This window comes from Achromobacter sp. EB05 (assembly GCF_044232075.1).
In the GTDB taxonomy this organism is placed as follows: Bacteria; Pseudomonadota; Gammaproteobacteria; order Burkholderiales; family Burkholderiaceae_B; genus Achromobacter; species Achromobacter dolens.
In genome coordinates this window covers 5,895,313-5,920,964 of the sequence record NZ_CP155917.1, presented here as the reverse complement: position 1 = coordinate 5,920,964, position 25,652 = coordinate 5,895,313, and the positions used below count along the sequence as shown (strand labels likewise).

At 66.7% G+C, this 25,652-nt stretch carries 20 protein-coding genes; 14 read left to right on the top strand and 6 right to left on the bottom strand.

What is annotated here, in order from left to right; all coding sequences use genetic code 11:
• Positions 1 to 139: 139 nt before the first annotated feature.
• From AAID08_RS26985 to AAID08_RS26955, 7 genes are all read left to right on the top strand, one after another.
• Positions 140 to 685 carry a GbsR/MarR family transcriptional regulator gene (locus AAID08_RS26985; protein ID WP_049076860.1) on the top strand — a complete coding sequence of 182 codons (546 nt, stop codon included), beginning with the start codon at positions 140 to 142 and terminating at the stop codon, positions 683 to 685.
• A 129-nt stretch (positions 686 to 814) separates the two neighbouring features.
• The gene (locus tag AAID08_RS26980) at positions 815 to 2,389 is read left to right on the top strand and encodes a cytochrome ubiquinol oxidase subunit I (protein WP_054500402.1); all 1,575 of its coding nucleotides are present in this window, start codon (positions 815 to 817) and stop codon (positions 2,387 to 2,389) included.
• 13 nt (positions 2,390 to 2,402) lie between these two features.
• Positions 2,403 to 3,554, top strand: coding sequence for a cytochrome d ubiquinol oxidase subunit II (gene cydB, locus AAID08_RS26975; RefSeq protein WP_054500403.1), 1,152 nt, complete (start codon positions 2,403 to 2,405; stop codon positions 3,552 to 3,554).
• A 15-nt stretch (positions 3,555 to 3,569) separates the two neighbouring features.
• On the top strand, positions 3,570 to 3,695 hold the full coding sequence (gene cydX, locus AAID08_RS26970; RefSeq protein ID WP_054474887.1) for a cytochrome bd-I oxidase subunit CydX: 126 nt from the start codon (positions 3,570 to 3,572) through the stop codon (positions 3,693 to 3,695).
• Positions 3,692 to 5,437 carry a thiol reductant ABC exporter subunit CydD gene (gene cydD, locus AAID08_RS26965; RefSeq protein ID WP_175143344.1) on the top strand — a complete coding sequence of 582 codons (1,746 nt, stop codon included), beginning with the start codon at positions 3,692 to 3,694 and terminating at the stop codon, positions 5,435 to 5,437. The genes cydX and cydD overlap by 4 nt, the downstream gene beginning before the upstream one ends.
• Positions 5,434 to 7,131, top strand: coding sequence for a thiol reductant ABC exporter subunit CydC (gene cydC / locus AAID08_RS26960; RefSeq protein WP_395757139.1), 1,698 nt, complete (start codon positions 5,434 to 5,436; stop codon positions 7,129 to 7,131). The genes cydD and cydC overlap by 4 nt, the downstream gene beginning before the upstream one ends.
• Positions 7,132 to 7,185: 54 nt before the next feature.
• Positions 7,186 to 7,737, top strand: a complete 552-nt coding sequence (locus AAID08_RS26955) for an adenine phosphoribosyltransferase (protein ID WP_006391794.1) — start codon at positions 7,186 to 7,188, stop codon at positions 7,735 to 7,737.
• A gap of 54 nt (positions 7,738 to 7,791) precedes the next feature.
• Here AAID08_RS26955 and AAID08_RS26950 read toward each other — a convergent pair whose 3' ends face one another.
• Positions 7,792 to 8,682: a LysR family transcriptional regulator gene (locus tag AAID08_RS26950; protein ID WP_054500406.1), complete on the bottom strand. Its 891-nt coding sequence runs from the start codon at positions 8,680 to 8,682 to the stop codon at positions 7,792 to 7,794.
• Positions 8,683 to 9,064: 382 nt separating this feature from the next.
• Between AAID08_RS26950 and AAID08_RS26945 the strand changes: the two genes are divergently transcribed.
• Together AAID08_RS26945 and AAID08_RS26940 are read left to right on the top strand one after the other, a co-directional pair.
• Positions 9,065 to 9,448: a DUF4148 domain-containing protein gene (locus AAID08_RS26945; protein ID WP_054500407.1), complete on the top strand. Its 384-nt coding sequence runs from the start codon at positions 9,065 to 9,067 to the stop codon at positions 9,446 to 9,448.
• 439 nt (positions 9,449 to 9,887) lie between these two features.
• On the top strand, positions 9,888 to 11,012 hold the full coding sequence (locus tag AAID08_RS26940) for a porin (protein ID WP_054500408.1): 1,125 nt from the start codon (positions 9,888 to 9,890) through the stop codon (positions 11,010 to 11,012).
• Between the two features lie 154 nt (positions 11,013 to 11,166).
• On the opposite strand, the gene ilvA is transcribed toward AAID08_RS26940, so the two are convergent.
• The gene (gene ilvA / locus AAID08_RS26935) at positions 11,167 to 12,675 is read right to left on the bottom strand and encodes a threonine ammonia-lyase, biosynthetic (protein WP_054500409.1); all 1,509 of its coding nucleotides are present in this window, start codon (positions 12,673 to 12,675) and stop codon (positions 11,167 to 11,169) included.
• Between the two features lie 182 nt (positions 12,676 to 12,857).
• On the opposite strand from ilvA, the gene AAID08_RS26930 reads away from it, so the two are divergent.
• The 3 genes from AAID08_RS26930 (at position 12,858) to AAID08_RS26920 (ending at position 19,521) form a co-directional block, all read left to right on the top strand.
• Positions 12,858 to 13,382 (top strand): YqaA family protein, encoded by a 525-nt coding sequence (locus tag AAID08_RS26930; protein ID WP_054500410.1) that lies wholly within the window; start codon positions 12,858 to 12,860, stop codon positions 13,380 to 13,382.
• A 133-nt stretch (positions 13,383 to 13,515) separates the two neighbouring features.
• Entirely contained in the window at positions 13,516 to 17,475 is a 3,960-nt protein-coding gene (locus AAID08_RS26925) for an FAD/FMN-binding oxidoreductase (protein ID WP_064524025.1), read from the top strand.
• Between the two features lie 174 nt (positions 17,476 to 17,649).
• Entirely contained in the window at positions 17,650 to 19,521 is a 1,872-nt protein-coding gene (locus tag AAID08_RS26920) for a DUF3857 domain-containing protein (RefSeq protein WP_395757138.1), read from the top strand.
• A 75-nt stretch (positions 19,522 to 19,596) separates the two neighbouring features.
• Here the strand turns inward: AAID08_RS26920 and AAID08_RS26915 are convergent, their stop codons facing one another.
• Together AAID08_RS26915 and AAID08_RS26910 are read right to left on the bottom strand one after the other, a co-directional pair.
• Entirely contained in the window at positions 19,597 to 20,565 is a 969-nt protein-coding gene (locus tag AAID08_RS26915) for a Bug family tripartite tricarboxylate transporter substrate binding protein (RefSeq protein ID WP_395757137.1), read from the bottom strand.
• Positions 20,566 to 20,650: 85 nt separating this feature from the next.
• Entirely contained in the window at positions 20,651 to 21,370 is a 720-nt protein-coding gene (locus tag AAID08_RS26910) for a YggS family pyridoxal phosphate-dependent enzyme (protein WP_054500414.1), read from the bottom strand.
• Positions 21,371 to 21,584: 214 nt separating this feature from the next.
• On the opposite strand from AAID08_RS26910, the gene AAID08_RS26905 reads away from it, so the two are divergent.
• On the top strand, positions 21,585 to 22,826 hold the full coding sequence (locus tag AAID08_RS26905) for a PLP-dependent aminotransferase family protein (RefSeq protein WP_064524045.1): 1,242 nt from the start codon (positions 21,585 to 21,587) through the stop codon (positions 22,824 to 22,826).
• A gap of 127 nt (positions 22,827 to 22,953) precedes the next feature.
• Positions 22,954 to 23,970 (top strand): amino acid ABC transporter substrate-binding protein, encoded by a 1,017-nt coding sequence (locus AAID08_RS26900; RefSeq protein WP_064524026.1) that lies wholly within the window; start codon positions 22,954 to 22,956, stop codon positions 23,968 to 23,970.
• A gap of 94 nt (positions 23,971 to 24,064) precedes the next feature.
• Here AAID08_RS26900 and AAID08_RS26895 read toward each other — a convergent pair whose 3' ends face one another.
• Together AAID08_RS26895 and AAID08_RS26890 are read right to left on the bottom strand one after the other, a co-directional pair.
• On the bottom strand, positions 24,065 to 24,538 hold the full coding sequence (locus tag AAID08_RS26895; RefSeq protein WP_054500417.1) for a hypothetical protein: 474 nt from the start codon (positions 24,536 to 24,538) through the stop codon (positions 24,065 to 24,067).
• A 97-nt stretch (positions 24,539 to 24,635) separates the two neighbouring features.
• Positions 24,636 to 25,544, bottom strand: coding sequence for a hydroxymethylglutaryl-CoA lyase (locus AAID08_RS26890; protein WP_054500418.1), 909 nt, complete (start codon positions 25,542 to 25,544; stop codon positions 24,636 to 24,638).
• Positions 25,545 to 25,652: the final 108 nt, after the last annotated feature.

Here is a 25,652-nt window from a genome sequence, read left to right as displayed (position 1 = left end):
TTGTCATCCCTTGCGGCTATACCCCTGTCATCGGTGTGGTTTGTGTTTTCGCACAGTTTGTTCGATAATTTCAGGAATTTCTGAAAACGGCGTAACTATTTATGTATGCCGTCATCGCATTTGCTGGCCTGGATGGATCATGGTGCTCACCCCTCAAAACGAACGTTTCGTCCTGCACTTCGGCGAAATGGGCAGCCGTTGGGGCGTGAACCGCACCGTCGGCCAGATCTACGCCCTGCTGTTCCTGGCGCCCCAGCCCCTGCATGCCGACGACATCGCCGAAACGCTGGGCTTTTCCCGTTCGAACGTCAGCCTGGGCCTGAAGGAGCTGCAGTCCTGGCGCCTGGTGAAGCTGGTGCACCAGGTCGGCGACCGCCGCGACTACTTCGAGACGCCCAAGGATGTCTGGGAGATCTTCCGCATCCTGATGGAAGAGAAGCGCAAGCGCGAAATCGATCCCACCCTCACCCTGCTGCGAGACACCCTGCTGGAGCCCCCCACGGGACCGGACGGTGCCTACGCGCAGCAACGCATGACCGAAATGCTGGAGCTCATCGAACTGTCCACCGGGTGGTTCGATGAGGTTCAACGTCTGCCGCCGGAGACTCTGCAGAACCTGATGAAGCTGGGTTCGAAAGTGCAGAAAGTGCTGGGCTTCGCCGGCAAGTTGCGGGGCAAAGGCTGATCGCTGATCCGCCCCGATTTTTTCAGGAAACCTCTATGAAGCTGTATACAACGCCCTTATCATGGCGCCAGAGACGGCCTGGGAACCATGCCGGTTGCTGTGGCTACTCACCTGCATGGGAGCGCCCCAATGATTGATCTCGACGTCGTCAACCTGTCGCGATTCCAGTTTGCCGCGACCGCGCTGTACCACTTCCTCTTCGTCCCCCTCACGCTCGGCCTGTCGTTCATCCTGGCCATCATGGAAAGCGTGTACGTCATGACTGGCCGCCCCATCTGGAAGCGGATGACCATGTTCTGGGGCACCCTGTTCGGCATCAACTTCGCGCTGGGCGTGGCCACGGGCGTGGTCATGGAGTTCCAGTTCGGCATGAACTGGTCGTACTACAGCCATTACGTGGGCGACATCTTCGGCGCGCCGCTGGCGCTCGAAGGGCTGATGGCCTTCTTCCTGGAAGCCACCTTCGTCGGCCTGTTCTTCTTCGGCTGGAACCGCATGTCCAAGGTCAGCCACCTGGTGGTGACCTGGCTGGTGGCATTCGGCACCAACTTCTCGGCGCTCTGGATCCTGATCGCCAACGGCTGGATGCAGAACCCGGTGGGCGCGGTGTTCAACCCCGACACCATGCGCATGGAAATGACCGACTTCGCCGCGGTGATCTTCAACCCGGTGGCCCAGGCCAAGTTCGTGCACACGGTCAGCGCGGGCTACGTGGCGGGCGCCATGTTCGTCATGTCGATCAGCGCCTGGTACCTGCTTAAGGGCCGCCACACCGACCTGGCCAAGCGCTCGATGGCGGTCGCCGCCAGCTTCGGCCTGGCCTCGGCGCTGTCGGTCGTCGTGCTGGGTGACGAGAGCGGTTATCTCACCACCGAACACCAGAAGATGAAGATCGCGGCCATGGAATCCATGTGGCACACCGAGCCGGCGCCCGCGTCCTTCAACCTGATCGCGCTGCCCAACCAGGCCGAACGCAAGAACGACTTCGCCATCGAGATTCCCTACGTCATGGGCCTCATCGGCACGCGCTCGCTGACGACCCCGCTGCTCGGCATCAACGACCTGATCCTGCGCGCCGAGAATCGCATCCGCGACGGCATGGTGGCGTACGACGCCCTGCAGAAGATCCGCGCCAATCCCAAGGACGTCGACGCCCGCATGGTGTTCGACCGCACCTGGCCCGATCTCGGCTACGCGTTGCTGGTCAAACGCTACCAGACCGACATGAGCAAGGTCACCGAAGAGGACATCAAGAAGGCCGCGGTGGATACCGTGCCGAACGTGGCGCCGCTGTTCTGGGCGTTCCGCATCATGGTGGCCGTGGGCATGTACCTGATCCTGTTCTTCGGCGTGGCATTCTGGCTGGCCTCGCGCGGTCGCCTGGACAGCCGCCGCGGCCTGCTGAAGGTGGCGCTGTGGAGCCTGCCCATGCCCTGGATCGCCATCGAGAGCGGCTGGTTCGTGGCCGAGTACGGCCGCCAGCCATGGGTGATCGAAGGCGTGCTGCCCACGTATTACGCGGCGTCCGGCCTCACGATCGCCGACCTGGCCATCAGCCTGACGATCTTCCTGGTGCTGTACACCGTGCTGCTGATCATCGGCGTGAAGGTCATGCTGCACGCCGTGCGCAAGGGCCCGAAATCCGACGCGCCGGTCCCGGCCAGCGCCGCCGCCGATCCCGTCCACGCCGCCGTGCGCGCCTAAGGGGAGAGAAACAATGGATACCCTTATTCCTTTCGACTACGCCACCTTGCGGGTGGTCTGGTGGGTGCTGCTGGGCGCGCTGCTGATCGGCTTCGCCGTGATGGACGGCTTCGACCTGGGCGTGGCGGCGCTGCTGCCGGTGGTCGCCAAGACCGATGCCGAACGCCGCGTGGTGATCAACGTGGTCGGCCCCGTGTGGGAAGGCAACCAGGTGTGGCTGATCACCGCGGGCGGCGCGATCTTTGCCGCCTGGCCGCTGTTGTACGCAGCCTCGTTCTCGGGCTTCTACCTGGCGATGATGCTGGCGCTGATCGCGCTGATCCTGCGTCCCGTCGGCTTCAAGTACCGCAGCAAGATGGAAGGCACCCGCTGGCGCAATAGCTGGGACGGCGTGCTGTGCTTCTCGGGCGTGGTGGCCTCGCTGGTGTTCGGCGTGGCCGTGGGCAACATCATCCTCGGCGTGCCGTTCACCTTCGACGAAAACGCGCTGCGCATGGTGTACCAGGGTCACTTCTACCAACTGTTCACGCCGTTCGCGCTGCTGTGCGGCGTGCTGAGCGTGGTGATGCTGGCGATGCACGGCGCGGTGCTGCTGGCCTGGCGCACCGAGGACCCCGTGTCGTCGCGAGCCCGCAACTGGGGCCGCCTGTGCGCGTTGCTGACGCTGGTGTTGTTCGTCGCCGGGGGCTTCTGGGTGAAGTCGCTCAGCGGCCATGCCATCACCAGCGCGGTGGACATGCAAGGTCCTTCGGATCCGATGCTCAAGACGGTCACGGTGCAGGCCGGCGCCTGGATGGCCAACTACGCCAAGTGGCCGCTGATGTGGATCGCGCCCGCGCTGGGCGTGGCGGGCGCCGTGCTGGTGCTGCTGTTGCTGACGTTGCGCGCCAACGTGTTGTCGTTCCTGGCCTCGGCCGTTTCGATCAGCGGCGTCATCCTGACGGTCGGCTTCTCGCTGTTCCCGTTCCTGATGCCGTCGTCGACCAACCCGAAAGCCGGCCTGACGGTCTGGGACGCCTCGTCCAGCCACATGACGCTGTGGATCATGGTGATCGCGGTGGTGGTGTTCCTTCCGATCGTGACGCTCTACACCGCCTGGGTGTATCGCGTCATGCGCGGCAAGGTGACGCATGCATCCGTGGGCGACACGCCCAATTCGTACTGACAAGGAGCCTTCACCATGTGGTATTTCTCATGGGTACTCGGCCTGGGATTGGCGTGTGCGTTCGCCATCCTCAACGCAATGTGGTTCGAGCTGCGCGAAGGTCACTCGCATGACCCGCGCGCCAGCCGTAACGACGAGTGAGCGGCCGCGCCAGCAGCCTCGAGCATGACCCCTCGGCCACCCTGCGCAAGCCGCCGCGCGAGCAATCGCGCTGGCTGATGGCGCTGGCCGGGGCGGCCCGGCTGCCGCTCATCCTGGCGGGCGCGGCGCCGCTGGCGTCCGGCGCGTTGCTGGTGGTTCAGGCCTGGCTGCTGGCCAGCGTGCTGGATGCCGCCATCGTGCGGCAGGCGCCGCGCCTGGAACTGCTCGGCCAGATCCTGGCCATCGCCGCGCTGATGCTGGCGCGCGCCTGCATCACCTGGGCGGGCGAGCGCGCCGGGGCCGATGCCGCCGAGCGCATCAAGCGTCACGTGCGCCAGGCGCTGTTCGCGCGTTTGCTGCGCAAAGGACCTGACTGGAGCCGCCGGCAGGCCTCGGGCGAGATTGCCAGCGCGCTGGTGGATCAGGTCGAGGCGCTCGACGGCTTCTTTTCCAAGTATCTGCCGGCCATGGCCGCGGCGGCGCTGCTGCCGGTGGCGTTTGCCGTGCTGCTGCTGCCGGTGGACGTGATCGCGGGGCTGGTGCTGTTGATCACCGCGCCGCTGATTCCGCTGTTCATGGCGCTGGTCGGCTGGGGCGCGCAAGGCGCCAGCCGGCGTCATCTGCGGGCTTTCGCGCGGCTGTCGGGATTCTTCGCCGACCGCCTGCGCGGCCTGTCCACCCTGAAGCTGTATGGCCGCGCCGAAGCCGAGGCGGCTTCCGTCGCCGCCGCCAGCGATGCGCTGCGCCAGCGCACCATGTCCGTGCTGCGGATCGCCTTCCTGTCGTCGGCGGTGCTGGAATTCTTCGCCGCGCTGGGCGTGGCGGGCGTGGCCGTCTACATCGGCCTGAGCTACCTGGGGTTCCTCGACCTGCGCTGGTCGCCGTTCACGCTGCAGGCCGGCCTGTTCTGTCTGCTGATGGCGCCCGAGGTCTACGCGCCCTTGCGCCAGTTCGCCGCGCACTACCACGACCGCGCCACGGCGCTGGCTGCGGTGTCGCAGATTGCCACGCTGTTCGATGGGCTGCCGCAGGGGGAAGCCGTCGAATCGCGCCAGGATGGGCCGATGGCGCCGGTGTCGGGCGCCGCCGGCCTGACGGTGGCGGGGCTGACCATGACGGCGCCCGGGCGGCCCTTGCCGGTGCTGTCCGCGGCGGCGTTGGCGCTGACCCCGGGCGAGCACGCGGCCTTGATGGGGCCGAGCGGTATCGGCAAGTCCACGCTGATCGAGGCCATCGCGCGCCTGCGCCGGGGCGACGGCGACATTCGCCTCGATGGCGTGCCGCTGGACCAGTGGAGCGAGGCCGATCTGCGCGCGCGCGTGGCGCTGATCGGGCAGAGGCCGCAACTGCTGGCGGGGTCGATCGCGGACAACATCCGGTTGGGACGCCCCGATGCCACCGACGCGATGGTGCATGATGCGGCTCGCCGCGCCTGTGTGCTCGAATTCGCCGCCGGGCTGCCGCAAGGGCTGGATACGCCGCTGGGCAGCCGCGGTCATGGCCTGTCGGGCGGTCAGGCGCAGCGCGTTGCGCTGGCGCGCCTGTTCCTGCGCGATCCCGGGTTGATCCTGCTGGACGAGCCCACGGCACACCTGGACGAGGCCACGCAGGCGCGAGTGCTGGACGAGATCCTGGCATTCGCCGCTGGCCGCACGCTGCTGCTCGCCACCCATTCGCCCGCGGTCGCGGCGCGTTTCGCGCGGGTGCTGCGCCTCGCCGATGCAAAAGTGAAAGACGTATGAAGAACCTGTTGTTGCTCCTGCCGCTATATGCGCGCCGCAAGGCGGGTTTGTTGCTCGCGCTGTTCTGCGCGCTGGCGACGGTGGCCGCGGGCGTCGGCCTGCTGGGCGTGTCCGGCTGGTTCCTGACCGGCGCCGCGCTGGCCGGCGCGGGCGGCGCCTTCAATCTGTTCGCGCCGTCCGCGCTGGTGCGCGGCCTGTCGTTCCTGCGCATCGTGTCGCGTTATGCCGACCGGGTGGTCGGGCATGCCGCCACGCTGCGCCTGCTGGCCGACCTGCGCGCGGCAGTCTTCACGGCGCTGATCCGCCTGACGCCGCGCCAGTTGGCGCGTTACCGCAGTGGCGACCTGGTGGCGCGCATGACAGGCGACGTCGATGCGCTCGACACCGTGTTCCTGTTCGTGTTGGCGCCGCTGGCGACGGCCATCCTGGCCGGCGCGGCGTTGACCGCCGTGCTGGGTTATTGGGTGCCGGCGGCGGCCCTGGTGTTCGCTCTGGCGCTGCTGGCGGTCTGTGTCCTGGTGCCGCTGTGGCTGCTGCGCGCCGCGCGCAAGCCTGGCGTAGCCGCGCAGGAGAGCGCGGCCGGACTGCGTGCTGCCGTGCTCGACGCGGTCGATGGTCACGCCGACATGGTCGCGCTGCATGCGCAGTCGCAGACCCAGGCGCATTTCGACCAATTGTGCGAGGCCAGCGCGCGTGCCCGCGGCAGCCAGGCCCGGGTCGCGGCGCGGGGGCAATGGTTCCTGCAGGCGGCGGCCGGGCTATCGGTGCTGGCGCTGCTGTGGTTCGCCCTGGCGCGTTACGAAGCCGGCGTATTGCACGGGCCGTTGCTGGTGGGACTGCTGCTGGCCGTAATCGGTATCTTCGAAGTGGCCGGCCCGATCATGCGCGGCGCCTCGCGCATGGGGTCGGCGCTGTCGGCCGCCGCGCGCATCCGCGACGTGGCGCAGCGCGAGCCGGACATGTGCGATCCCGCCGTGCCCAGCCCGCTGCCGAGGCGCGGCGCGCTGGAACTGGTTGATGTGTCCTTCGCCTATCCGGCGCGGGCCGGCGAGACGCCCCTGCCTGTGCTGCATCACCTGCAACTGCGGGTCGAGCCGGGAGAACGGGTCGCCATCCTGGGCGAGAGCGGCGCGGGCAAGTCCACGCTGCTGCATCTGCTGCTGCGGCTGGAGGATCCGCTGGACGGCCAGGTGCGCTACGCGGGCATCGATGCCCGCGCCTGTGCGCAGGCGGACTGGCATCGGCGCATCGCGTTGCTGTCGCAGGACGCCCCGGTATTCCTGGGCACCTTGCGCACCAATCTGCTGATCGGCAACCCGCAGGCCGGCGACGCCGAGTTGTGGTGCGCGCTGGACGCCGCCCGCCTCGGGGAATTCGTGCGCGGGTTGCCTGATGGGCTGGATACCTGGGCCGGCGAAACCGGTTCCCTGCTGTCCGCCGGGCAGGCGCGGCGCCTGTGCCTGGCGCGGGCGTTGTTGTCGCCGGCCGATGTCATCGTGCTGGATGAACCGACCGCGGGTCTGGATGCGGCCGCCGAGGCGGCGTTCTTCGCCGACCTGGAACACGCGGTGGGGGGACGCACCGTCATCCTGGCCACGCATGCCGTGCTGCCGCCCGGCGCCGTCGACCGCTGTTGCACTTTGCGCGGCGGACAGTTGCATGAGGTGTCATCAGCCGTGGCGGTCCTGGCTTAAGCGCGGTTGCGCGGTTATAGTTCGCCTTGCTTCAATTCTCCAGGGCCAGCTTCCATGCAGACCGACAACGCCGAGTACATCCGGCGCACCATCCGCAGCGTGCCTGACTGGCCCCAACCTGGTGTCATTTTTCGAGACATCACGCCGGTGTTGCAGGACCCGCGTGCGTTCCGGGTGCTGATCGACCTTTTCGTCTACCGCTACATGCGCCAGCGCCTGGATCTGGTGGCCGGCGTGGACGCGCGCGGCTTCATCATTGGCAGCGTGCTGGCCTATGAGCTCAACCTGGGTTTCGTGCCGGTGCGCAAGAAGGGCAAGCTGCCGTACCGCACCGTCGCCGAGGAATACTCGCTCGAATACGGCAACGCGGCCGTCGAGATGCACACCGATTCCGTGCGTACCGGACAGCGCGTTCTGCTGGTGGATGACCTGATCGCCACGGGCGGCACGATGCTGGCGGCGATCAAGCTGCTGCAGCGCCTGGGCGCGAACGTGGTCGAGGCGGCAGCCATCATCGACCTGCCCGAACTCGGCGGCTCCGCCAAGATCGCGGCCACCGGCACGCCGCTCTACACGGTCTGTCAATACGATAGCGCGTCGGTCTGAGGCCGGCGCGGGCGGACGATTCAGGCGTCCATTCGCCTCAGGCGTCCATTCGCCTTAGGCGTCCGAGAGCCGTGGCTGGATGAAGTCCAGGAAGGCCTTGGTCTTGGCCGGCAGCATGCGCGATGGCAGCAGGGCGAACAGGGGCAGGGGCGTCAGGCTCCAGTCGGGCAGCACGCGCACCAGACCGGTCTGCTTGATGGCTCGCTCCATCGCATCGAACACCAGCAGCGGCGTGATGCCCAGGCCCTGTCCGGCCAGGCGTCCCAGCATGCCGACATTGTTGGCCGACAGCCGGCCCGACACCTGCACGCGCTCCACCTTGTCACCCGAATGCAGCATCCAGAAGGATGACTCGTCGCGCATGGTGGGGCGCAGGCATTCGTGGTGGCTCAGGTCGGCCGGCACCCGCGGCTCGCCATGGCGCGCCAGGTAGTCGGGCGAGGCATACAACTGGTGCGCCATCAGCACGATCTTGCGCGAAATGAGGCTGGAATCGGGCTGCTGCCCGAAACGCAGAATCAGGTCGAAGGGATTGCTGATCGGGTCGATCGGCCGCATGCTCAGATCGAAATCACATTCGATGTCGGGGTGCTGTTCGCGGAACTCGCGGATCACGGCGGGCAGGAACAGTTGCGCCAGGCTGGTGGGCAGCGAGATGCGCAGGCGGCCCTTGGGTTGCACCGCCATGTCGAGCAACTGGTCGTGGGCGATGCGGGCTTCTTCCACTATGTGCCGGCAACGCTCGAAATAGATGGCGCCCGCCTCGGTCAGGTCGATTTTGCGGGTGCTGCGATTCAGCAGGCGCATGCCGACGCTGCGCTCCAGCTCACTGACGCGCCGCGAGAGCGTGGACGTTGGAATATTCAAGGCTTCGGCGGCGTGGCTGAAGTTCTTGCGCTTGGCGACCTCGACGAAGAGCGCGATGTCGTTAAGCTGGATATCCATGGTGCCCTCAAACTCAAAATTCCATTTCTGGCAGGTTCATATGATAAGTGGAAATATTGTCCCGCCAGTGGAAATGTCTATTTAGCCACTATGAGCGACTATTCCGCCGGACGGGACGCACACATTCCGTTACCGGGCTGGCGCGCCGCTGAATGTCTGGCTGGCCCTGCGGCAGAGGGCGCGAGCGGTTGTTGCACGGTGCCCGAGTCGTGCGGACGGGATACGCTTTGCAATTGTCCCGTCCATGCAAATATGTTCACCAAAATAAGGGTTTTTACTAGGGTCTGATCGCCAGATACTGCATCCCAGCAATCGAATTGTCACATTGCCGCCGCCGCCCTGGCGGCGGACGGTGTGCCAGGTTTAGGATGGAGTCATCACAATGAAAGCCCTAGCTACCGCACTCATGGTTACCGCAACGCTGGTGGGTATGTCCGCCGCCCACGCCGATGGCAAGACGCGTGAACAGGTTCAACAGGAACTGCAGGCCGCCAAGGCCGCCGGGCAGGTCACGTTCGGCGAATTGGACTATCCGCCCGCCATCGCCCAACAGACGGGCATGACGCGTGAGCAGGTCCAACAGGAACTGCAAAGCGCCAAGGCCGCCGGCCAGGTCACCAGCGGCGAATTGGATTACCCGCCGCGCGCGGCGGCCACCCAGACGGCCGGCAAGACCCGCGAGCAGGTTCGCGAGGAACTGGCGCAGGCCAAGGCCCGCGGCGAATACACCTTCGGTGAACTGGACTACCCGCCCAAGGGCCGTTGACCCGCGGCCTTCACCGTTCGGCGCGAAACCAAAGCCCCTTGCACGCCAAGGGGTTTTTTATCTCTCCGTCCGGAGTCCGTCCTCGTCTCGTTGTCGTGTTTATGCCGCATGGACTGTGCCGCCCACACAACATGTGATGTCAATCCCGCTTGAGTGCGACGACCGGCGACCGCGCGGCGAAACCGAATTATGAGCAAGAATTCGCATTTGATATCAAGGCCTTAATACGCAGCTTCCAAGCCCGAGGCGGGTTGGGCGGCGGGCATTATCCCGCCCATGGAAAGTTGTTCTTCGAAATCCGCGTTACTTCAAATTGTTCCAAGGCAGACACTAGATTCAGTGCAGACGCCGCTCGCTTTGTCGTCGCGGCACGCAGGCAGCGGCGATGCCGCCGCGTGGTTGCGGGATGCCTTTATCTTTCGCCATTTTGGGGACTTTTATGAAGAAGACGCTATTGGCTGTCGCGTTGCTGACCGGTTTTGCCGGCGCCGCGCATGCCGCTGATTCCGTGACGCTGTACGGGTTGATCGACGCCGGTATCGGCTACGAGCAAGTGAAGTTCAAGGGCCAGTCGCAGAGCCGCATCGCCGGCGTGCAGGGCGTGAGCAGCGGCTCGCGCTTCGGGCTGCGCGGCACGGAAGACCTGGGTGACGGCCTGCGCGCCGTGTTCAACCTGGAAGGCGGTTTCGGCCCGATGAACGGCCAATCACTGCAGAATGGCCGCCTGTGGGGCCGCCAGGCCACCGTGGGCCTGGACAGTGATTCGTGGGGACGCCTGGAATTCGGTCGCCAGACCAACCTGGCCTCGAAGTACTTCGGCTCGATCGACCCGTTCTCCATCAGCTACAACACCGCCAACCTGGGCACCACGTTCAGCAGCGCCAACACGATGCGCCTGGACAACATGGTCCTGTACCAGACCCCCAGCATGGGCGGTTTCAAGGTGGGCGTGGGCTACTCGTTCAGCGCCGATGACACCGTCGAGGACGGCGTCAAGGAAAAGCACCAGACCGGCTTCGCCACGGGCAACAACAACCGCGTCCTGACCGTGGGCGCGCAATACCTGAACGGTCCGCTGAATCTGGCCGCGGCCTACGACCGCTTCAATCCGTCCAATGACAACATCGGCGGCAAGTCCAGTTCGCGCATCCAGGAATACATCGTTGGCGGCACCTACGATTTCGAGGTCGTGAAGCTGGCGGCGGCGTTCAGCCAGACCCGCGACGGCTGGTTCATCGGCCAGAACATGGGCACCACGCCGGACGGCATGCAGAAGCTGGGCACGTTCAAGCTGGCCGACGGCTTCCGCGCCAATTCCTACATGATCGGCGCCACCGTGCCGCTGGGCCGCCATGCCATCTTCGGCTCCTGGCAGCGCGCCACGCCGAACAACGCCAAGCTGACCGGCGACGACGCGACGTTCAACGTCTACAGCCTGGGTTACACGTACGACTTCACCAAGCGCACCAATCTGTACGCGTATGCCTCCTACGGCGACAACTACGCGTTCCAGCACGATGCGCGCGACACCGCGTTCGCGGTGGGTCTGCGTCACCGTTTCTAAGCGAGGGCATCGGTCCGGTCGCACCTTGCTGAATGCGCGGCACATCTCCGTGAGCCGCCGAGTGACAGCGAACCCCCCCTTCAGGTTGCGGTCGGGCGAGTCCTGAGCAGAGAAGGGAAGGGCCTCCATGCGGAGGCCCTCTCGGTTTTTTGGCCTACAGAAACAGCTTGTAGGCTGGATTGTCGGTCTCGTTCCAGTGGGGATAGCCCAGCTCGGCGACGAAGCCGCGGAATTGCTTCTTGTCCGCCGCCGGCACCTGGATGCCGATCAGGATGCGGCCATAGTCGGCGCCCTGGTTGCGGTAATGGAACAGGCTGATGTTCCAGTCCGGGTTCATGGCGTTCAGGAAACGCATCAGCGCGCCCGGGCGTTCCGGGAACTCGAAGCGATAGAGCAGTTCGTCGCGCGCCTGCGCCGACCGGCCACCGACCATGTGGCGCAAGTGGGTCTTGGCCATTTCGTCGTGCGTCAAATCGAGCGTGTCGAAGCCATGGCGGCGGAAGTGGCTGGCGATCTTGTCGGGTTCGGCCGGCGACGATACCTGCAGGCCGACGAACACGTGGGCGCGGTCCGAATCGGAAATGCGGTAGTTGAACTCGGTCACACTGCGTTCTCCGACCAGTTCGCAGAAGCGGCGGAAGCTGCCGCGCTGCTCCGGCATGGTGACGGCGAAGACCGCCTCGCGCATTTCGCCGACCTCGGCGCGCTCGGCCACGAAGCGCAGGCGGTCGAAGTTCATGTTCGCGCCGCAGGCGATGGCGACCAGCGTCTTGTCCTTGAGCTTGTGTTCGGCGGCGTATTGCTTGGCGCCGGCCACGGCCATGGCGCCGGCTGGTTCCAGCACGCTGCGGGTGTCCTGGAACACGTCTTTGATGGCGGCGCAGATCGAGTCTGTGTCGACCACCACGAAATCATCGACGTACTTGCGGGTGAGCTTGAAGGTCTCGGCGCCGACCAGCTTGACCGCGGTGCCATCGGAGAACAGCCCCACGTCGTTCAACTGCACGCGCCGGCCGGCGCGCACGCTGCGCAGCATGGCGTCGGAGTCCTCGGTCTGCACGCCGATGATCTTGATCTCGGGGCGCAACTGCTTGATGTAGGCGGCCACGCCGGCGATCAGGCCGCCGCCGCCGATGGCCACGAAGATGGCGTCGATCGGGCCAGGGTGCTGGCGCAGGATCTCCATGCCCACCGTGCCCTGGCCGGCGATCACGTCGGGATCGTCGAAAGGGTGCACGAAGGTCAGTTTTTCCTTTTTCTCCAGCGTCTGCGCGTGGGCATAGGCGTCGGAGAAGCTTTCGCCGGCCAGCACCACTTCGCCGCCCAGACGGCGCACCGCGTCGATCTTGACCTGCGGGCTGGTGGTGGGCATGACGATGACCGCGCGGCAGCCGAGCCGGGAGGCGGCCAGCGCCACGCCCTGGGCGTGGTTGCCTGCCGAGGCCGCGATCACGCCGCGGTTGCGCGCCGCCGGCGTCAGGTTGGCCATCTTGTTGTACGCCCCGCGCAGCTTGAAGCTGAATACGGCCTGCGTGTCCTCGCGCTTGAGCAGGATCGTGTTCGCCATGCGCTGCGACAACAGCGGCGCGGATTCGAGCGGCGATTCGACCGCGACGTCGTAGACCTTGGAGGTCAGGATGCGTTTCAGATAATCGGTGGACATGGACTGCGCTTGGGGTAGGGGCGGAAAATTGGGCGGCGCAAAGAGTGGACCCATGCGCGCCATGGCGTGAGCGCGATTATTGCAGGGAAAGCCTCGGTCCCAGGCGGTTTTCGCGGGCTTTCGCCACGGACCGGACGGCGGCGGCCGGGTGCGGGAGGCGCGCGGCTACACTCGACGGCATCATGGAAGAAAGCCTCCTCTCCGCCATCCACTGGCTGCTCGGCCTGCTGGCCCTGCCCTCGGTGGGCCTGTCCGCCATCTTCGCCGTCTCGCTGATCTCGGCCACGTTGCTGCCGCTTGGCTCGGAGCCGGCGGTGTTCGGCTATATCAAGCTGTCGCCCGACATGTTCTGGCCCGCCATCCTGGTGGCGACCGCCGGCAACACCATCGGCGGCGCCATCAGCTACGCCATGGGCCTGGGCGCGGAAAAGGCCGTCGAGCGCTGGAAGGAGCGTCACCCCCACGCGCCGGCCCAATCCCGCATGCGCGGGCGCTGGCACGAGCGTGCCCATGACTGGATACACCGCATGGGGCCGCCGGCGCTGCTGCTGTCCTGGCTGCCGGCCGTGGGCGATCCGCTGTGCGCCGTGGCCGGCTGGCTGCGGCTGCCGTTCTGGCCGTGCGTGGCCTATATGGCCATCGGCAAGTTCCTGCGCTATCTGGCCATGACGGCGAGCCTGCTGTGGCTGTTTCCAGGGCAGGTCTAGGTGCTGACGCCTCACTTAATTGGGGACATATAATCATGCCATTGTCCCGTCGCTGGACGCTTCCCAGGGGGTATTCGGGGGCGGTTCCGGCCAATGGCATAAAATAATTTTTTAAGGGCCCCCTCTTGCCGCCATGAACGCCCCACTCGCCAGCCACATCTTGAACGGGGCGACGCCGCCCACAGCACCCGCGCGACTGCGCGAAATTCCCTACAACTACACGTCGTTCTCCGATCGCGAGATCGTCGGCCGGCTGCTGGGCGATGACGCCTGGAGCCTGTTGACCGACCTGCGCGGCGAACGCCGCACCGGGCGCTCCGCCCGCATGCTGTACGAGGTGCTGGGCGACATCTGGGTAGTGCGCCGCAATCCGTACCTGCAGGACGACCTGCTGGACAATCCCAAGCGCCGCAAGCAACTGATCGACGCACTGCACCATCGGCTCGGCGAGATCGACCGCCGCCGCGAACCCGGCGCGCCGGCCGAGGCCGGCCACGATCCGCACCGCGACGAAAAGGTGCTGGGCCTGCTGGGCCGGGCGCGTTCGGCGATCGCCGCCTTCGAGGGCGAGTTCGACCAGACCGCCATGCTGCGCAAGCAGGCGCAGAAGGTGCTGGGCCGCATCACCGCGCGCGACAACATCAAGTTCGACGGCCTGTCGCGCGTATCGCACGTGACCGACGCCACCGACTGGCGCGTGGAGTACCCGTTCGTGGTGCTGACGCCGGACTCGGAAGACGAGATCGCCGCGCTGGTCACCGCCTGTATCGAGCTGGGCCTGACCATCGTGCCGCGCGGCGGCGGCACCGGCTACACCGGCGGCGCGATTCCGCTGACCTGGAAGTCGGCCGTCATCAACACCGAGAAATTCGACAAGCTGGGCAAGGTCGAGTCCTGTATCCTGCCCGGGCTCACCGAGCCCGTGGCCGTCATCCATGCCGGCGCCGGCGTGGTGACCAAGCGGGTGTCGGAGGCGGCCGAGGCGGCCGGTTTCGTGTTCGCCGTGGATCCGACCTCGGCCGAGGCCTCGTGCGTAGGCGGCAACATCGCCATGAACGCCGGCGGCAAGAAGGCCGTATTGTGGGGCACCGCGCTCGACAATCTGGCCTGGTGGCGCATGGTCGATCCGGACGGCAACTGGCTCGAAGTGACGCGCCTGGACCACAACATGGGCAAGATCCATGACGTGGAGGTGGCCCGCTTCGAACTCAAGTGGTTCGACGGCCGTGGCAAGCCGGGCGAACGCCTGCTCAAGACCGAGACCCTGGAAATCGCCGGCCGCGTGTTCCGCAAGGAAGGCCTGGGCAAGGACGTCACGGACAAATTCCTGGCCGGCCTGCCCGGCATCCAGAAGGAAGGCTGCGACGGCCTGATCACGTCGGCGCGCTGGGTGCTGCACCGCATGCCCAAGCACACCCGCACGGTCTGCATGGAATTCTTCGGCCAGGCGCGCGACGCGATCCCGTCGATCGTCGAGGTCAAGGGCTACCTGGACGGCGAAGGCCGCGCCCGCGGCGCCATCCTGGCCGGCCTGGAGCACCTGGACGAGCGCTACCTGCGCGCGGTCGGCTACGCCACCAAGAGCAAGCGCGGCTCGCTGCCCAAGATGGTGCTGATCGGCGATATCGTCGGCGACGACGAGGACGCCGTGGCCGCGGCCGCCAGCGAAGTGGTGCGCCTGGCCAACACCCGCCATGGCGAAGGCTTCGTGGCGGTGAGCGCCGAGGCCCGCAAGAAGTTCTGGCTCGACCGTTCGCGCACCGCCGCGATCGCGCGCCACACCAACGCCTTCAAGATCAACGAAGACGTGGTGATCCCGCTGCCGCGCATGGGCGAGTACACCGACCATATCGAGCGCATCAACATCGAGCTGTCGACCCGCAATAAGCTGCGCCTGCTGGACGCGCTGGACGACTATCTCTGTACGCCGCTGCCGGTCGGCAAGGCCGAAGACGCCGCCGACGACGAGACCCGCGCCGAGGTGCTGGCCGAGCGCACGCGCCAGGCCATCGAGCTGCTGGCCGCCGCGCGCCAGCGTTGGCAGTGGCTGCTGGACAACCTGGACCTGCCGCTGGCCGACGCCATGCCGCAACTGGAAACGCTGGGCATGGGCCACCTGCGTGGGGCGCTGGCCGAGCGTCTGGCGGCGCAGCCGCAGGCGCGCGTGTTCGATGTGGTGCAGGATCGCACCATCCGCGTGTCGTGGAAGACCGAGGTGCTGGCCGGCCTGCAGGCGGCGTTCTCAGGCGCGGCGCGCAAGCCGATCCTGGACGAGCTGGTGGCGATCCACGGCCGCGTGCTCAAGAGCCGCGTGTTCGTGGCGCTGCACATGCACGCTGGCGACGGCAACGTCCACACCAACATCCCGGTCAACTCGGACGACTACGGCATGCTGCAGGAGGCCCACCAGGCCGTCGAGCGCATCATGCAGATCGCGCGCGACCTGGACGGCGTGATCTCGGGCGAGCACGGCATCGGCCTGACCAAGTACGAGTTCCTGACGGAGGCCGAACTGGCGCCGTTCCAGGACTACAAGCGCCGCGTCGATCCCAATGGCCACTTCAACGCCGGCAAGCTGATGCCCGGCGCCGACCTGCGCCACGCCTGGACGCCCAGCTTCAACCTGATGGGCCACGAGTCGCTCATCATGCAGCAGAGCGACATCGGCGCCATCTCGGATTCGATCAAGGACTGCCTGCGCTGCGGCAAGTGCAAGCCGGTGTGCGCCACCCATGTGCCGCGCGCCAACCTGCTGTATTCGCCGCGCAACAAGATCCTGGCGACCTCGCTGCTGGTCGAGGCCTTCCTGTACGAAGAGCAGACCCGCCGTGGCGTCAGCCTGAAGCACTGGGAAGAATTCGAGGACGTGGCCGACCACTGCACCGTCTGCCACAAGTGCTACAACCCCTGTCCGGTCGACATCGACTTCGGCGACGTTTCGATGAACATGCGCGCCGTGCTGCGGCGCATGGGCCGCAAGTCGTTCAATCCGGGCACGGCCAGCGCCATGTTCTTCCTGAACGCCAAGGATCCGGCCACCATCAATGCCACCCGCAAGGCGATGGTGGGCGTGGGCTACAAGGTGCAGCGCGCCGCGCACGATCTGCTGTCGGGCCTGGTGAAGAAGCAGACCTCGGCGCCGCCGGCGACCGTGGGCAAGCCGCCGCTGCGCGAGCAGGTGGTGCACTTCGTCAACAAGAAGATGCCGGGCGGGCTGCCCAAGCAGGCCGCGCGCAAGCTGCTCGATATCGAGGACGCGAACTACGTGCCGATCATCCGCGATCCCAAGGCCACCACGGCCGACACGGAAGCGGTGTTCTACTTCCCGGGCTGCGGGTCGGAGCGCCTGTTCTCGCAGGTCGGCCTGGCCACGCAGGCGATGCTGTGGCATGCCGGCGTGCAGACCGTGCTGCCGCCGGGCTACCTGTGCTGCGGTTATCCGCAGCGCGGCAACGGCATGACCGACAAGGCCGAGCAGATCATCACCGACAACCGGGTACTGTTCCATCGCGTCGCCAACACGCTCAACTACCTGGACATCAAGACCGTGGTGGTCAGCTGCGGCACCTGCTACGACCAGTTGGCCGGCTACGAGTTCGAGAAGATCTTCCCGGGCTGCCGCCTGATCGACATCCACGAATACCTGCTGGAAAAGGGCATCAAGCTGGAAGGCGCCAAGGGCGTGCGCTACATGTATCACGATCCTTGCCACACGCCGATGAAGCTGCAGGACCCGATGAAGACCGTGCGTTCTCTGGTGGGCGACGGCGCGGTCAAGAGCGACCGCTGCTGCGGCGAGTCGGGCACGCTGGCGGTCAGCCGGCCGGACATCTCGACCCAGGTGCGCTTTCGCAAGCAGGAAGAGCTGCTCAAGGGCGATGCCGCGCTGCGCGGCGATGGCTTCACGGGTGACGTCAAGGTGCTGACCTCGTGCCCGTCGTGCCTGCAGGGCCTGTCGCGCTACCAGGGCGACACCGGCATGGACGCCGACTACATCGTGGTCGAGATGGCGCGCCACATCCTCGGCGAAGGCTGGATGGAAGACTACGTGCGCCGCGCCAACGCGGGCGGCATCGAACGCGTGCTGGTGTAGCGCGTCGCCGGCCGATGGCCGGATGGCCGCGTCTCGCAACGCCCGGCGGATTCGCCGGGCGTTTTGTTTGCTCGCGTGGCGGCACAGGCGCGTCGTAGCCGCGCCGACTTGTGCGGCTACTTCATTGCAAATAATATTGCGTCTCAATTGTAATGTGAGGTGTCAGCAGTTTCCATGCCCGTTTCCCCCCGCACCCCAATCCTGGCCGCCGTCCTGGCGGCCACGGCCAGCCTGCCCGTCCAGGGCGCCATGCAACCCGCCGCCGAAGCGCCGCTGTCCGGCGACACTGAATTCCACTGCCGCTTCGGCCAGGACAACAGCACCGAGTGCGTGAGCACATACCGCTATACCATCCTGACGCTGGCCGGGCGCGAGCTGGTCTCGCGCATTGACCGTACTTATGCCGAGAACGACAGCGTCGAGGTCGAGCGCGCCGAGCTGATCCAGCCAGGCGAAAAGCCGGTGCCGCTGAGCGCGGACCAGATCGACACCCGCATGGCGCCAAATCCGGACCAGGGTTTTCTGCGTCACAAGCAGACCTCGCTGGCCTTTCCCAACCTGCGGGTGGGCAGCACCATCGTCTACACGCTGCGCGAGCGTTACGCCGGCATTCCGTCGGCGACGCAATTCCACTACGTGCTCGGCTTGCAGCCGCGGGCAGTGCGCCAGGAGCGCTTCCACGCCGAGTTCAGCGCCGAGCGCCCGATGGTCTGGCGCACCGAGGCGATGGATGCCTATCGCGTCCAGGCCTCGCCCGATGCGCGCCGCATCACGGTGGAACTGAAAGCCACGCCGTACTACTACGCCTATGTCAACGAGGCGGACCAGGGCTATCTGCGCCAGTCGCCGCGCCTGGAGATCGGTAGTTCGGCCGCGTTGCAGGACCACTTCGGGCCGTTCGCGGCGCGCTACAACGCCATCCTGGCGGCGGCCTTGCCGCAGGCCGCGGCCGCGGCCGTCTCGGCCCAGCGGGGCAAGGCACCGGCGCAGACCGTGGCCGCGCTGATGCGCCACATCCATGAACGCTATCGCTACCTGGGCGATTGGCGCAGCAGCGAGCGGGGCCAGGTTCCCTTCGCGCTCGACGAGATCGAGCGGCGCGGCTACGGCGACTGCAAGGACCTGGCGGTGCTGCTGACGGCCATGCTGCGCGCGGCCGGGGTCGCCGCCGAACCCGCCCTGGTGACGCGCGGCACCGTGGCGCCAGCGGTGCTGTTGCCGGGTCTGTCGGCGCCCAACCACGCCATCGTGCGCGCCCAGGTGCAGGGCGAGACCTGGTGGCTGGATCCCACCAATCCAGTGTTCGTGCCGGGCTTCACCATGCCGGACATCCAGCAACGCTGGGCCTTCGTCATGGATGACCGGGGCAATGTGCGGCGCGAGGACATTCCGCTGGAACGCCCCGCGCCCAGCATCCTGGTGACGCGCCATGAACAGTTCGACAAGGATGGGCAGGCCAAGGTGCGCGCTTCGGTCGAGGTAAGCCGCATGGTGGCCGCGGAAATCAGCGCGGGCGACCAGCAGAACGGCGCGACGGCGATGGACCAGGCGTTGTGCCGCAGCTTCGCCGCCGAGAACCGCGACTGCCAGTTGCGCCGTGCCGCCAGCGATTTCGTGGTGCCGCAGGCCTACCGCATCGATGCCACGCTGGTGGACCTGCGCGCGCTGGAACGGGTCGGCCGCCAGCATGTGTACACCCACACCGAACTGAACGATGACTGGGAGCTCTTCGCGCGCTATCGCCAGGCGGGCCAGTTGGCCGACATCTACCTCGGCACGCCGGAAACCGCGTCTTATGACGTGACGCTGGCCGGTGGCAAGGTCCAGGCGCCGCCGCTGCATTGCCAGGTCCGTTCGCCGTGGATCGACGTGGACCTGGACGGCAAGCCGGCCAAGTCGGGCTACCAGTACCGCTACCGCAGCGCCAGGAAGGTTAGCTGGTTCAGCCATGACGAGATCGGCTCTGACGCGTTCGGGCGGGCGATCGAGCAGGGCCGGCAATGCGTCGAGGCGTTGCGCATGGTCGTGACGCTGCCGCGCAAGTGAACGCCGGGCCCGGCGTCGCCGCCATGAAAAACGCGGCCGGATGGCCGCGTTTTTTTCATGCAAGGCCAGGCGCGCTCACTCGAGCTTGATGTTGGCCTTCCTGATTACCTCGGCCCAGGCGGCGCGTTCCTTGTCGGCATAGGCCTTGAAGTCCTGCGCCGACATCGGCATCGGGATGACGCCCATGTCCAGCATCTTCTGCGACACGGCCGGCGACTTCAGCGCGGCGTCCAGTTCGGCGGACAGCTTCTTGACCACCGGCTCCGGCAGGCCGCCGGGGGCGACCAGGCCTTGCCAGGCGTAGGCGGTGAAGTCGGGCACGCCCTGTTCAGCCATGGTGGGCGCGTCCGGCAGCACGGCAACGCGCTCGGGCGTGGCCGCGGCCAGCACGCGCAGCTTGCCGGCCTTGACGTTGGGCAGGCCGGCGGCCAGGTCGATGAACATCAGGTCCACCTGTCCGCCCAGCAGGTCCTGGATGGCGGGCGCCGCGCCCTTGTAGGGCACGTGCAGCAGGTTGGCGCCGGTGCGCTGCTTGAACAATTCCAGCGCCAGGTGATGCGGAGAACCGGCGCCAGCGGAGGCGGCGGTCAGCTTGCCCGGCTCCTTCCTGGCGGCCTGGATCACGTCGTTGACCGTCTTGTAGGGCGAATTGACGTTCACCGCCAGCAGCAGCGGGAACTTGGCGATGCCGCCGACGTAGGTGAACTTGGACGGATCGTAGGCCAGCTTGGCGTACAGCGTGGGGTTGTAAGCCAGGGTGCCGGAATCGGCCGTGCCGATGACGTAGCCGGAGGGGTCGGCCTGCGAGATCGCGGTGGCGCCGATGATGGTGGCGGCGCCGGGGCGGTTCTCGACCACGATGGTCTGGCCCAGCGGCTTTTCGATGCCGCTGGCGACGGTGCGCGCGACCACGTCGGCGCCGCCGCCGGCCGGGTAGGGCACGATCCAGCGAATGGGTTGGGTGGGCCAGGATTGGGCCGAGGCCGCGGTGGCGGCCAGCGACAGTGCGGCAAGCGCCAACAGGCGCCGGGCGTGCTTGTGCATGGGGAGTCTCCTCGTTTTTTTGCGAGGGTATTATGCCCCGGCCGTCCGGCAATATGCGCTCGTTTGCGGCCCCGGAATCAGCGGCTTATTGCGGATCGGGGTAGCTGCGGGCGCCGAAGATGGCGGTGCCGATGCGTACTTCGGTCGAGCCTTCCTCGATCGCCAGCTCGAAATCGCCGCTCATGCCCATGGACAGGCGTTCCAGCGACACGCCGGCGATGCCTTCCTGGCGCAATTGGTCGCGCAGCTCGCGCAGGGCGCGGAAGCAGGCGCGCACTTCCAGCGGGTCGGGGGAGTTGGCCGCCATCGTCATCAGGCCCTGTACCCGCAGGGTGGGGAAATCCGCCACGATGCGGCGCAGGAACGCCGCCACCTCGGCGGGGGGCATGCCGTACTTGCTGGGTTCGCTGGAGGTCTTGACCTGGACTAGTACGTCCAGGGTCCGGCCCTCATTGACCAGGCGGCGATGCAGGGCTTCGGCCAGGTCGACCCGGTCGAGTGATTGCAATTCGGTGGCGTCGCGCGCCGCGTCCTTGGCCTTGTTGGTCTGCAAATGGCCGATCAGGACCCATTGCAGGCCCTGGCCGGCCAGCGCGGCCGCCTTCTGGCGCAGCTCCTGGGTCTTGTTCTCGCCAAAACGGGTCAGGCCCAGCGCCATGGCTTCGCGGATGGCGTCGACCTCGAAGGTCTTGCTGACGGGCAGCAGCGTCACGCTGTCCGGCGCGCGGCCTGCGCGCTCGCAGGCCTGCGCAATGCGTTGTCGGATCCCGGCCAGGCGGGTGGCCATGGTGTCTACATCGGTCATGCGGTTCTCTTGGGAACGGAATGTCCCATAGTGTAGGACGCGCGCGCACCGTTTCGCCACACCGGGCCGCGCGCCACGCTATCTTCGTTGACCCTGTCCGAATCGCAGGCTTAGAATTTCAGGATATTTGTTTAGATTTCAATGTTCTAAACCCGCCGGCGCGGTCCTCGTGGATCGCGCGGTTCCCTCCTCCTTCTCGCCGTTTCCCTCCGCCATGTCCAGCGCCGCGCCCGAGTACGCATTTGCCACGCCCTTCCTGAATCCCCCCGCTTCGCCGATCCGATCACTCATGCCCTACGCGCTGCGTCCCGGCACGATCTCGCTGGCGGGCGGCTACCCCGCGCAGGAACTGTTCGACGTGGACGGCCTGTCGATCGCCTCGACGCAGGTGCTGGCGCGCCTGGGCGCCTGCCTGCAGTACTCGAACATCGATGGCCAGGCCAGCCTGCGCCATGAGCTGGCGCGGCTTTCGGCGGCGCGCGGGCTGCAATGCAACGCGGATACGGAACTGGCCGTCACGGGCGGCTCGCAACAGGCGCTGGCGCTGTTGAGCCGGGTGATGTTGCAACCGGGCGACCACGCCATCATCGAATCGCCCGCCTTCCCCAATTCCGTGCAGGCGCTGCGCTACACCGGCGCCACCGTGCACACCGTGCCGTCGGGCCCGGATGGCGTCGACATCGACGCGCTCGACGAACTGGCCGCGCGCATCAAGCCCAAGGTCGTGTGCGTGGTGGCGTCGTTCTCCAATCCCTGTGGCGCCACCATCTCTCGCCAGCGCCGCCTGCGGCTGCTGGATCTGGCGGTCAAGCACCGCTTCCTGATCGTCGAAGACGATCCCTATAGCGAACTGCGCTTTGCCGGCGAAGCGGTGCCGCCCATCATGGCGCTGGCCGAGGGCGAAGCCCGCAACTGGGCTGTGTACCTGGCCAGCATGTCCAAGACCATGGCGCCCGCGCTGCGCATCGGCTGGCTGGTGGCCCCGCCCGAAATCCGCCGCCGCTGCGTCGGCGCCAAGGCCGCCGACGACATGGCCTCGTCCGCGTGGATCCAGGAAGTGGTGGCGCAGTACCTGGCCAATGGTCGCTACGAGGAACACGTGCCGCGCATCCGCGCCGCCTACGGCCTGCGTTGCGACGCCATGGCCGCCAGCCTGGAGCGCGAACTGGCCGGCCGCATTACCTTCAGCAAGCCCGAAGGCGGCATGTTCTTCTGGGCGCGCCTGACCGGCGAGGTCGACGCCACCCGCCTGCTGCCCTACGCCATCGAGCACGAAGTGGTCTACGTGCCGGGCAAGGCGTTCTACGCCGACGCGGCCCAGGCCGACATGCACGCCATGCGCATGTCGTTCGCCACCATGAACGAAAGCCAGATCGCGCAGGGCATGCAGCGCCTGAGCCGCGCGCTGGAGGCCTGCGAGGCCAACCAGCCGGTGTCTATTTCGCTGGCGGCGTGATATACCCAAATAAGCGCTTGTTATTTGGCGCGGGCGCTTCATGCCGATAAGCTTCTCGCCTCGGCGCGCTTGCGCGCCCCGCTACAACAGGACGCTTGCGCGTTCCGGTACAACAGGAAAACGAGTCATGAACATTGCAAAAGGGTTGGCGGGCGCGGCGTTGTTGTTCGCCGCGGCACAAGGGGCACAAGCGGCGACGCTGGACATCGTGCGCCAGCGCGGGGCGGTCACCTGCGGCACCACCACGGGCTTTGCGGGGTTTTCCGCGCCCGACGCGCAGGGCAAGTGGCAGGGGCTGGACGTGGACCTGTGCCGTGCCATCGCCGCGGCCGTGTTCGGTGACGCCGACAAGATCAAGGTGGTGCCGCTGAATTCGCAGCAGCGCTTTACCGCGCTGCAGTCGGGCGAAGTCGATGTGCTGACCCGCAACACCACGGTGACGCAGCAGCGCGACACCGCGCTGGGCATCATCCACGCCGGCATCAACTTCTACGACGGCCAGGGTTTCCTGGTGCCCAAGTCGCTGGGCGTCAAGAGCGCCAAGGAAATCAACGGCGCGACCATCTGCCTGCAGACCGGCACCTCCAACGAGAACACGCTGGCCGACTGGGCGCGTGCCAACAAGGTTACCTACAAGCCGGTGGTGATCGAGACCTTCAATGAAGTGGTCAACGCCTTCGCCGCGGGCCGTTGCGACGTGTTCTCGACCGACGCCTCGGGCCTGGCCTCGATCCGCATCTCCAAGCTGCAGAAGCCCGACGACTACGTGGTGCTGCCCGAGATCATTTCGAAGGAGCCGCTGGGGCCGTTCGTGCGCCAGGGCGACGACGCCTGGCTGAACATCGTGCGCTGGTCGCTGTCGGCCATGATCGAGGCCGAAGAGTACGGGGTGACCTCCAAGAACGTCGACGAGCAGGTCAAGAGCGACAACCCCAACATCAAGCGCATCCTGGGCGTGACGCCCGGCGGCGGCGCGAACCTGGGGCTGGACGAGAAGTGGGCCTACAACATCGTCAAGCAGGTCGGCAACTACGGCGAGAGCTTCGAGCGCAACGTCGGACAGGGTAGCCCGCTGAAGATCAAGCGCGGCTTGAACGCGCAATGGACGCAAGGCGGCCTGATGTACGCGCTGCCGATCCGCTGACGAGGCGTACCGTCCGGCGCACTGGCCGGATCCCCAATGAAAAACCGATGCCGCGGCATCGGTTTTTTATTGGGCGCGCGTTGCGACAGGACCGTCAGCGGCGCCGGTACACCTGTGCGATCTGGGTGAAGGCGGCGCGCAGTTCGCGCGTACCGCCCTGGAAGATCACCGGCCGGCCGCGGTGTGTGAACACCACCAGGCGCTTGGAAAATATCATCGGCACGAACCGCGCTTCGCGTACGTCTTCCCAGGCGACCTCGCGGCGCGAGAACCAGGTCTGGCGCAAGCCGCGCTCATCGATGGTGGTGATGGAGGTCTGCATGTGCCAGGACACGAACAGCAGGCCGATGAAGCACAGCCCCACCACCAGTGCCATCGAGCTTTCGAGCGGCTGGCCCGGCGCGCGAATGGCGGTCGTGACCACCTGCACGCCCAGCACCGCCAGGATCACCCAGGTCAGGATGCGCACCCAGTCGGGCCACGCCTGCCCTGACAGGGGCAGCGGGCCGAGGGCGCGGAGCAGGGCGGCGTGTTCCTCGGGCGAGGGGGACGGTACGAGGGGCGTCATGCGGCTGCGGAGTTCCGGTAGCGTTGCGGAAAGACTTGCGCCGGTTGACCCGGACGCTCACGCGAAACGCGCGCAGCCATTCTACGGCGTTTCGCGGTCAGGCTGCCCGCTTGGCGGCAATGGCGTTGCCAGCCCGGCTGGAGCCCTTGCGGTTGAGGTTGGCCGACATCCATTGGCCGATGTCCACCACCGCATCGAAGTCGACGCCAGTGTCGATGTCCAGCCCGCGCAGCATGTACAGCACGTCTTCGGTCGCGACATTGCCCGTCGCGCCCTTGGCGTAGGGGCAGCCACCCAGGCCGGCCACCGAGGCATGGAATATCGAGATGCCGGTCTCCAGTGAGGCCAGGATGTTGGCCAGCGCCTGGCCGTAGGTGTCGTGGAAGTGGCCCGAGACGCGCGCCGGGTCCACCACGCGGGTGACCGCGGCCATGACGTCGCGCACGCGTTGCGGCGTGCCCACGCCGATGGTGTCGGCCACGTCGATCTCGTCGACCTGCATGGCCAGGTAGCGCTGGGCCACATCGACCACGGACTCGATCGGCACTTCGCCCTGGTAGGGACAGCCCAGCGCGCAGCTGATGCTGCCGCGCACGCGGATGCCGGCCTCGCGGGCGGCATGCACCACCGGTTCGAAGCGCGCGATGGATTCGGCGATCGAGCAATTGATGTTCTTTTGCGAGAAGGCCTCGCTGGCCGCCCCGAAGATGACGATTTCGTCCGCGCCGGCGGCCAGCGCGCCCTCGAAGCCCTTCATGTTGGGCGTGAGCACCGAATAGATGGTGCCCGGGCGGCGCTGGATCCGCGCCATGACGTCGGCGCCGTCGGCCATCTGCGGCACCCACTTGGGCGACACGAACGAGGCCGCCTCGACATTGGGAAAGCCGGCGGCCGCGAGGCGGTCGATCAGTTCCACCTTGATGTCGGTGGGCACGAATTCCTTTTCATTCTGCAGGCCGTCGCGGGGCGAAACCTCGACGATCTTGACGCGTGTGGGCAATGCCATGTCTCTTCCTGTATCGGTATCGGGGGCGGCCGCGGCGGCGGCTCGGCGCCAACGCCAATATTAGCGCCATCGCATCCGGCCCCGCTCGCGCTCGGGCCGAGGGCGGTC

Bases quoted from the DNA above. Each gene is read 5' to 3' on its own strand.
- AAID08_RS26895 (WP_054500417.1), bottom strand. From the start codon at position 24,538: ATGACGCCCCTCGTACCGTCCCCCTCGCCCGAGGAACACGCCGCCCTG.
- cydB (WP_054500403.1), top strand. From the start codon at position 2,403: ATGGATACCCTTATTCCTTTCGACTACGCCACCTTGCGGGTGGTCTGG.
- AAID08_RS26950 (WP_054500406.1), bottom strand. From the start codon at position 8,682: ATGGATATCCAGCTTAACGACATCGCGCTCTTCGTCGAGGTCGCCAAG.
- AAID08_RS26980 (WP_054500402.1), top strand. From the start codon at position 815: ATGATTGATCTCGACGTCGTCAACCTGTCGCGATTCCAGTTTGCCGCG.
- ilvA (WP_054500409.1), bottom strand. From the start codon at position 12,675: ATGTCCACCGATTATCTGAAACGCATCCTGACCTCCAAGGTCTACGAC.
- AAID08_RS26900 (WP_064524026.1), top strand. From the start codon at position 22,954: ATGAACATTGCAAAAGGGTTGGCGGGCGCGGCGTTGTTGTTCGCCGCG.
- cydX (WP_054474887.1), top strand. From the start codon at position 3,570: ATGTGGTATTTCTCATGGGTACTCGGCCTGGGATTGGCGTGTGCGTTC.
- AAID08_RS26910 (WP_054500414.1), bottom strand. From the start codon at position 21,370: ATGACCGATGTAGACACCATGGCCACCCGCCTGGCCGGGATCCGACAA.
- AAID08_RS26930 (WP_054500410.1), top strand. From the start codon at position 12,858: ATGGAAGAAAGCCTCCTCTCCGCCATCCACTGGCTGCTCGGCCTGCTG.
- AAID08_RS26905 (WP_064524045.1), top strand. From the start codon at position 21,585: ATGTCCAGCGCCGCGCCCGAGTACGCATTTGCCACGCCCTTCCTGAAT.
- AAID08_RS26915 (WP_395757137.1), bottom strand. From the start codon at position 20,565: ATGCACAAGCACGCCCGGCGCCTGTTGGCGCTTGCCGCACTGTCGCTG.
- AAID08_RS26890 (WP_054500418.1), bottom strand. From the start codon at position 25,544: ATGGCATTGCCCACACGCGTCAAGATCGTCGAGGTTTCGCCCCGCGAC.
- AAID08_RS26920 (WP_395757138.1), top strand. From the start codon at position 17,650: ATGCCCGTTTCCCCCCGCACCCCAATCCTGGCCGCCGTCCTGGCGGCC.
- AAID08_RS26985 (WP_049076860.1), top strand. From the start codon at position 140: ATGGTGCTCACCCCTCAAAACGAACGTTTCGTCCTGCACTTCGGCGAA.
- AAID08_RS26940 (WP_054500408.1), top strand. From the start codon at position 9,888: ATGAAGAAGACGCTATTGGCTGTCGCGTTGCTGACCGGTTTTGCCGGC.
- cydC (WP_395757139.1), top strand. From the start codon at position 5,434: ATGAAGAACCTGTTGTTGCTCCTGCCGCTATATGCGCGCCGCAAGGCG.
- AAID08_RS26925 (WP_064524025.1), top strand. From the start codon at position 13,516: ATGAACGCCCCACTCGCCAGCCACATCTTGAACGGGGCGACGCCGCCC.
- AAID08_RS26945 (WP_054500407.1), top strand. From the start codon at position 9,065: ATGAAAGCCCTAGCTACCGCACTCATGGTTACCGCAACGCTGGTGGGT.
- AAID08_RS26955 (WP_006391794.1), top strand. From the start codon at position 7,186: ATGCAGACCGACAACGCCGAGTACATCCGGCGCACCATCCGCAGCGTG.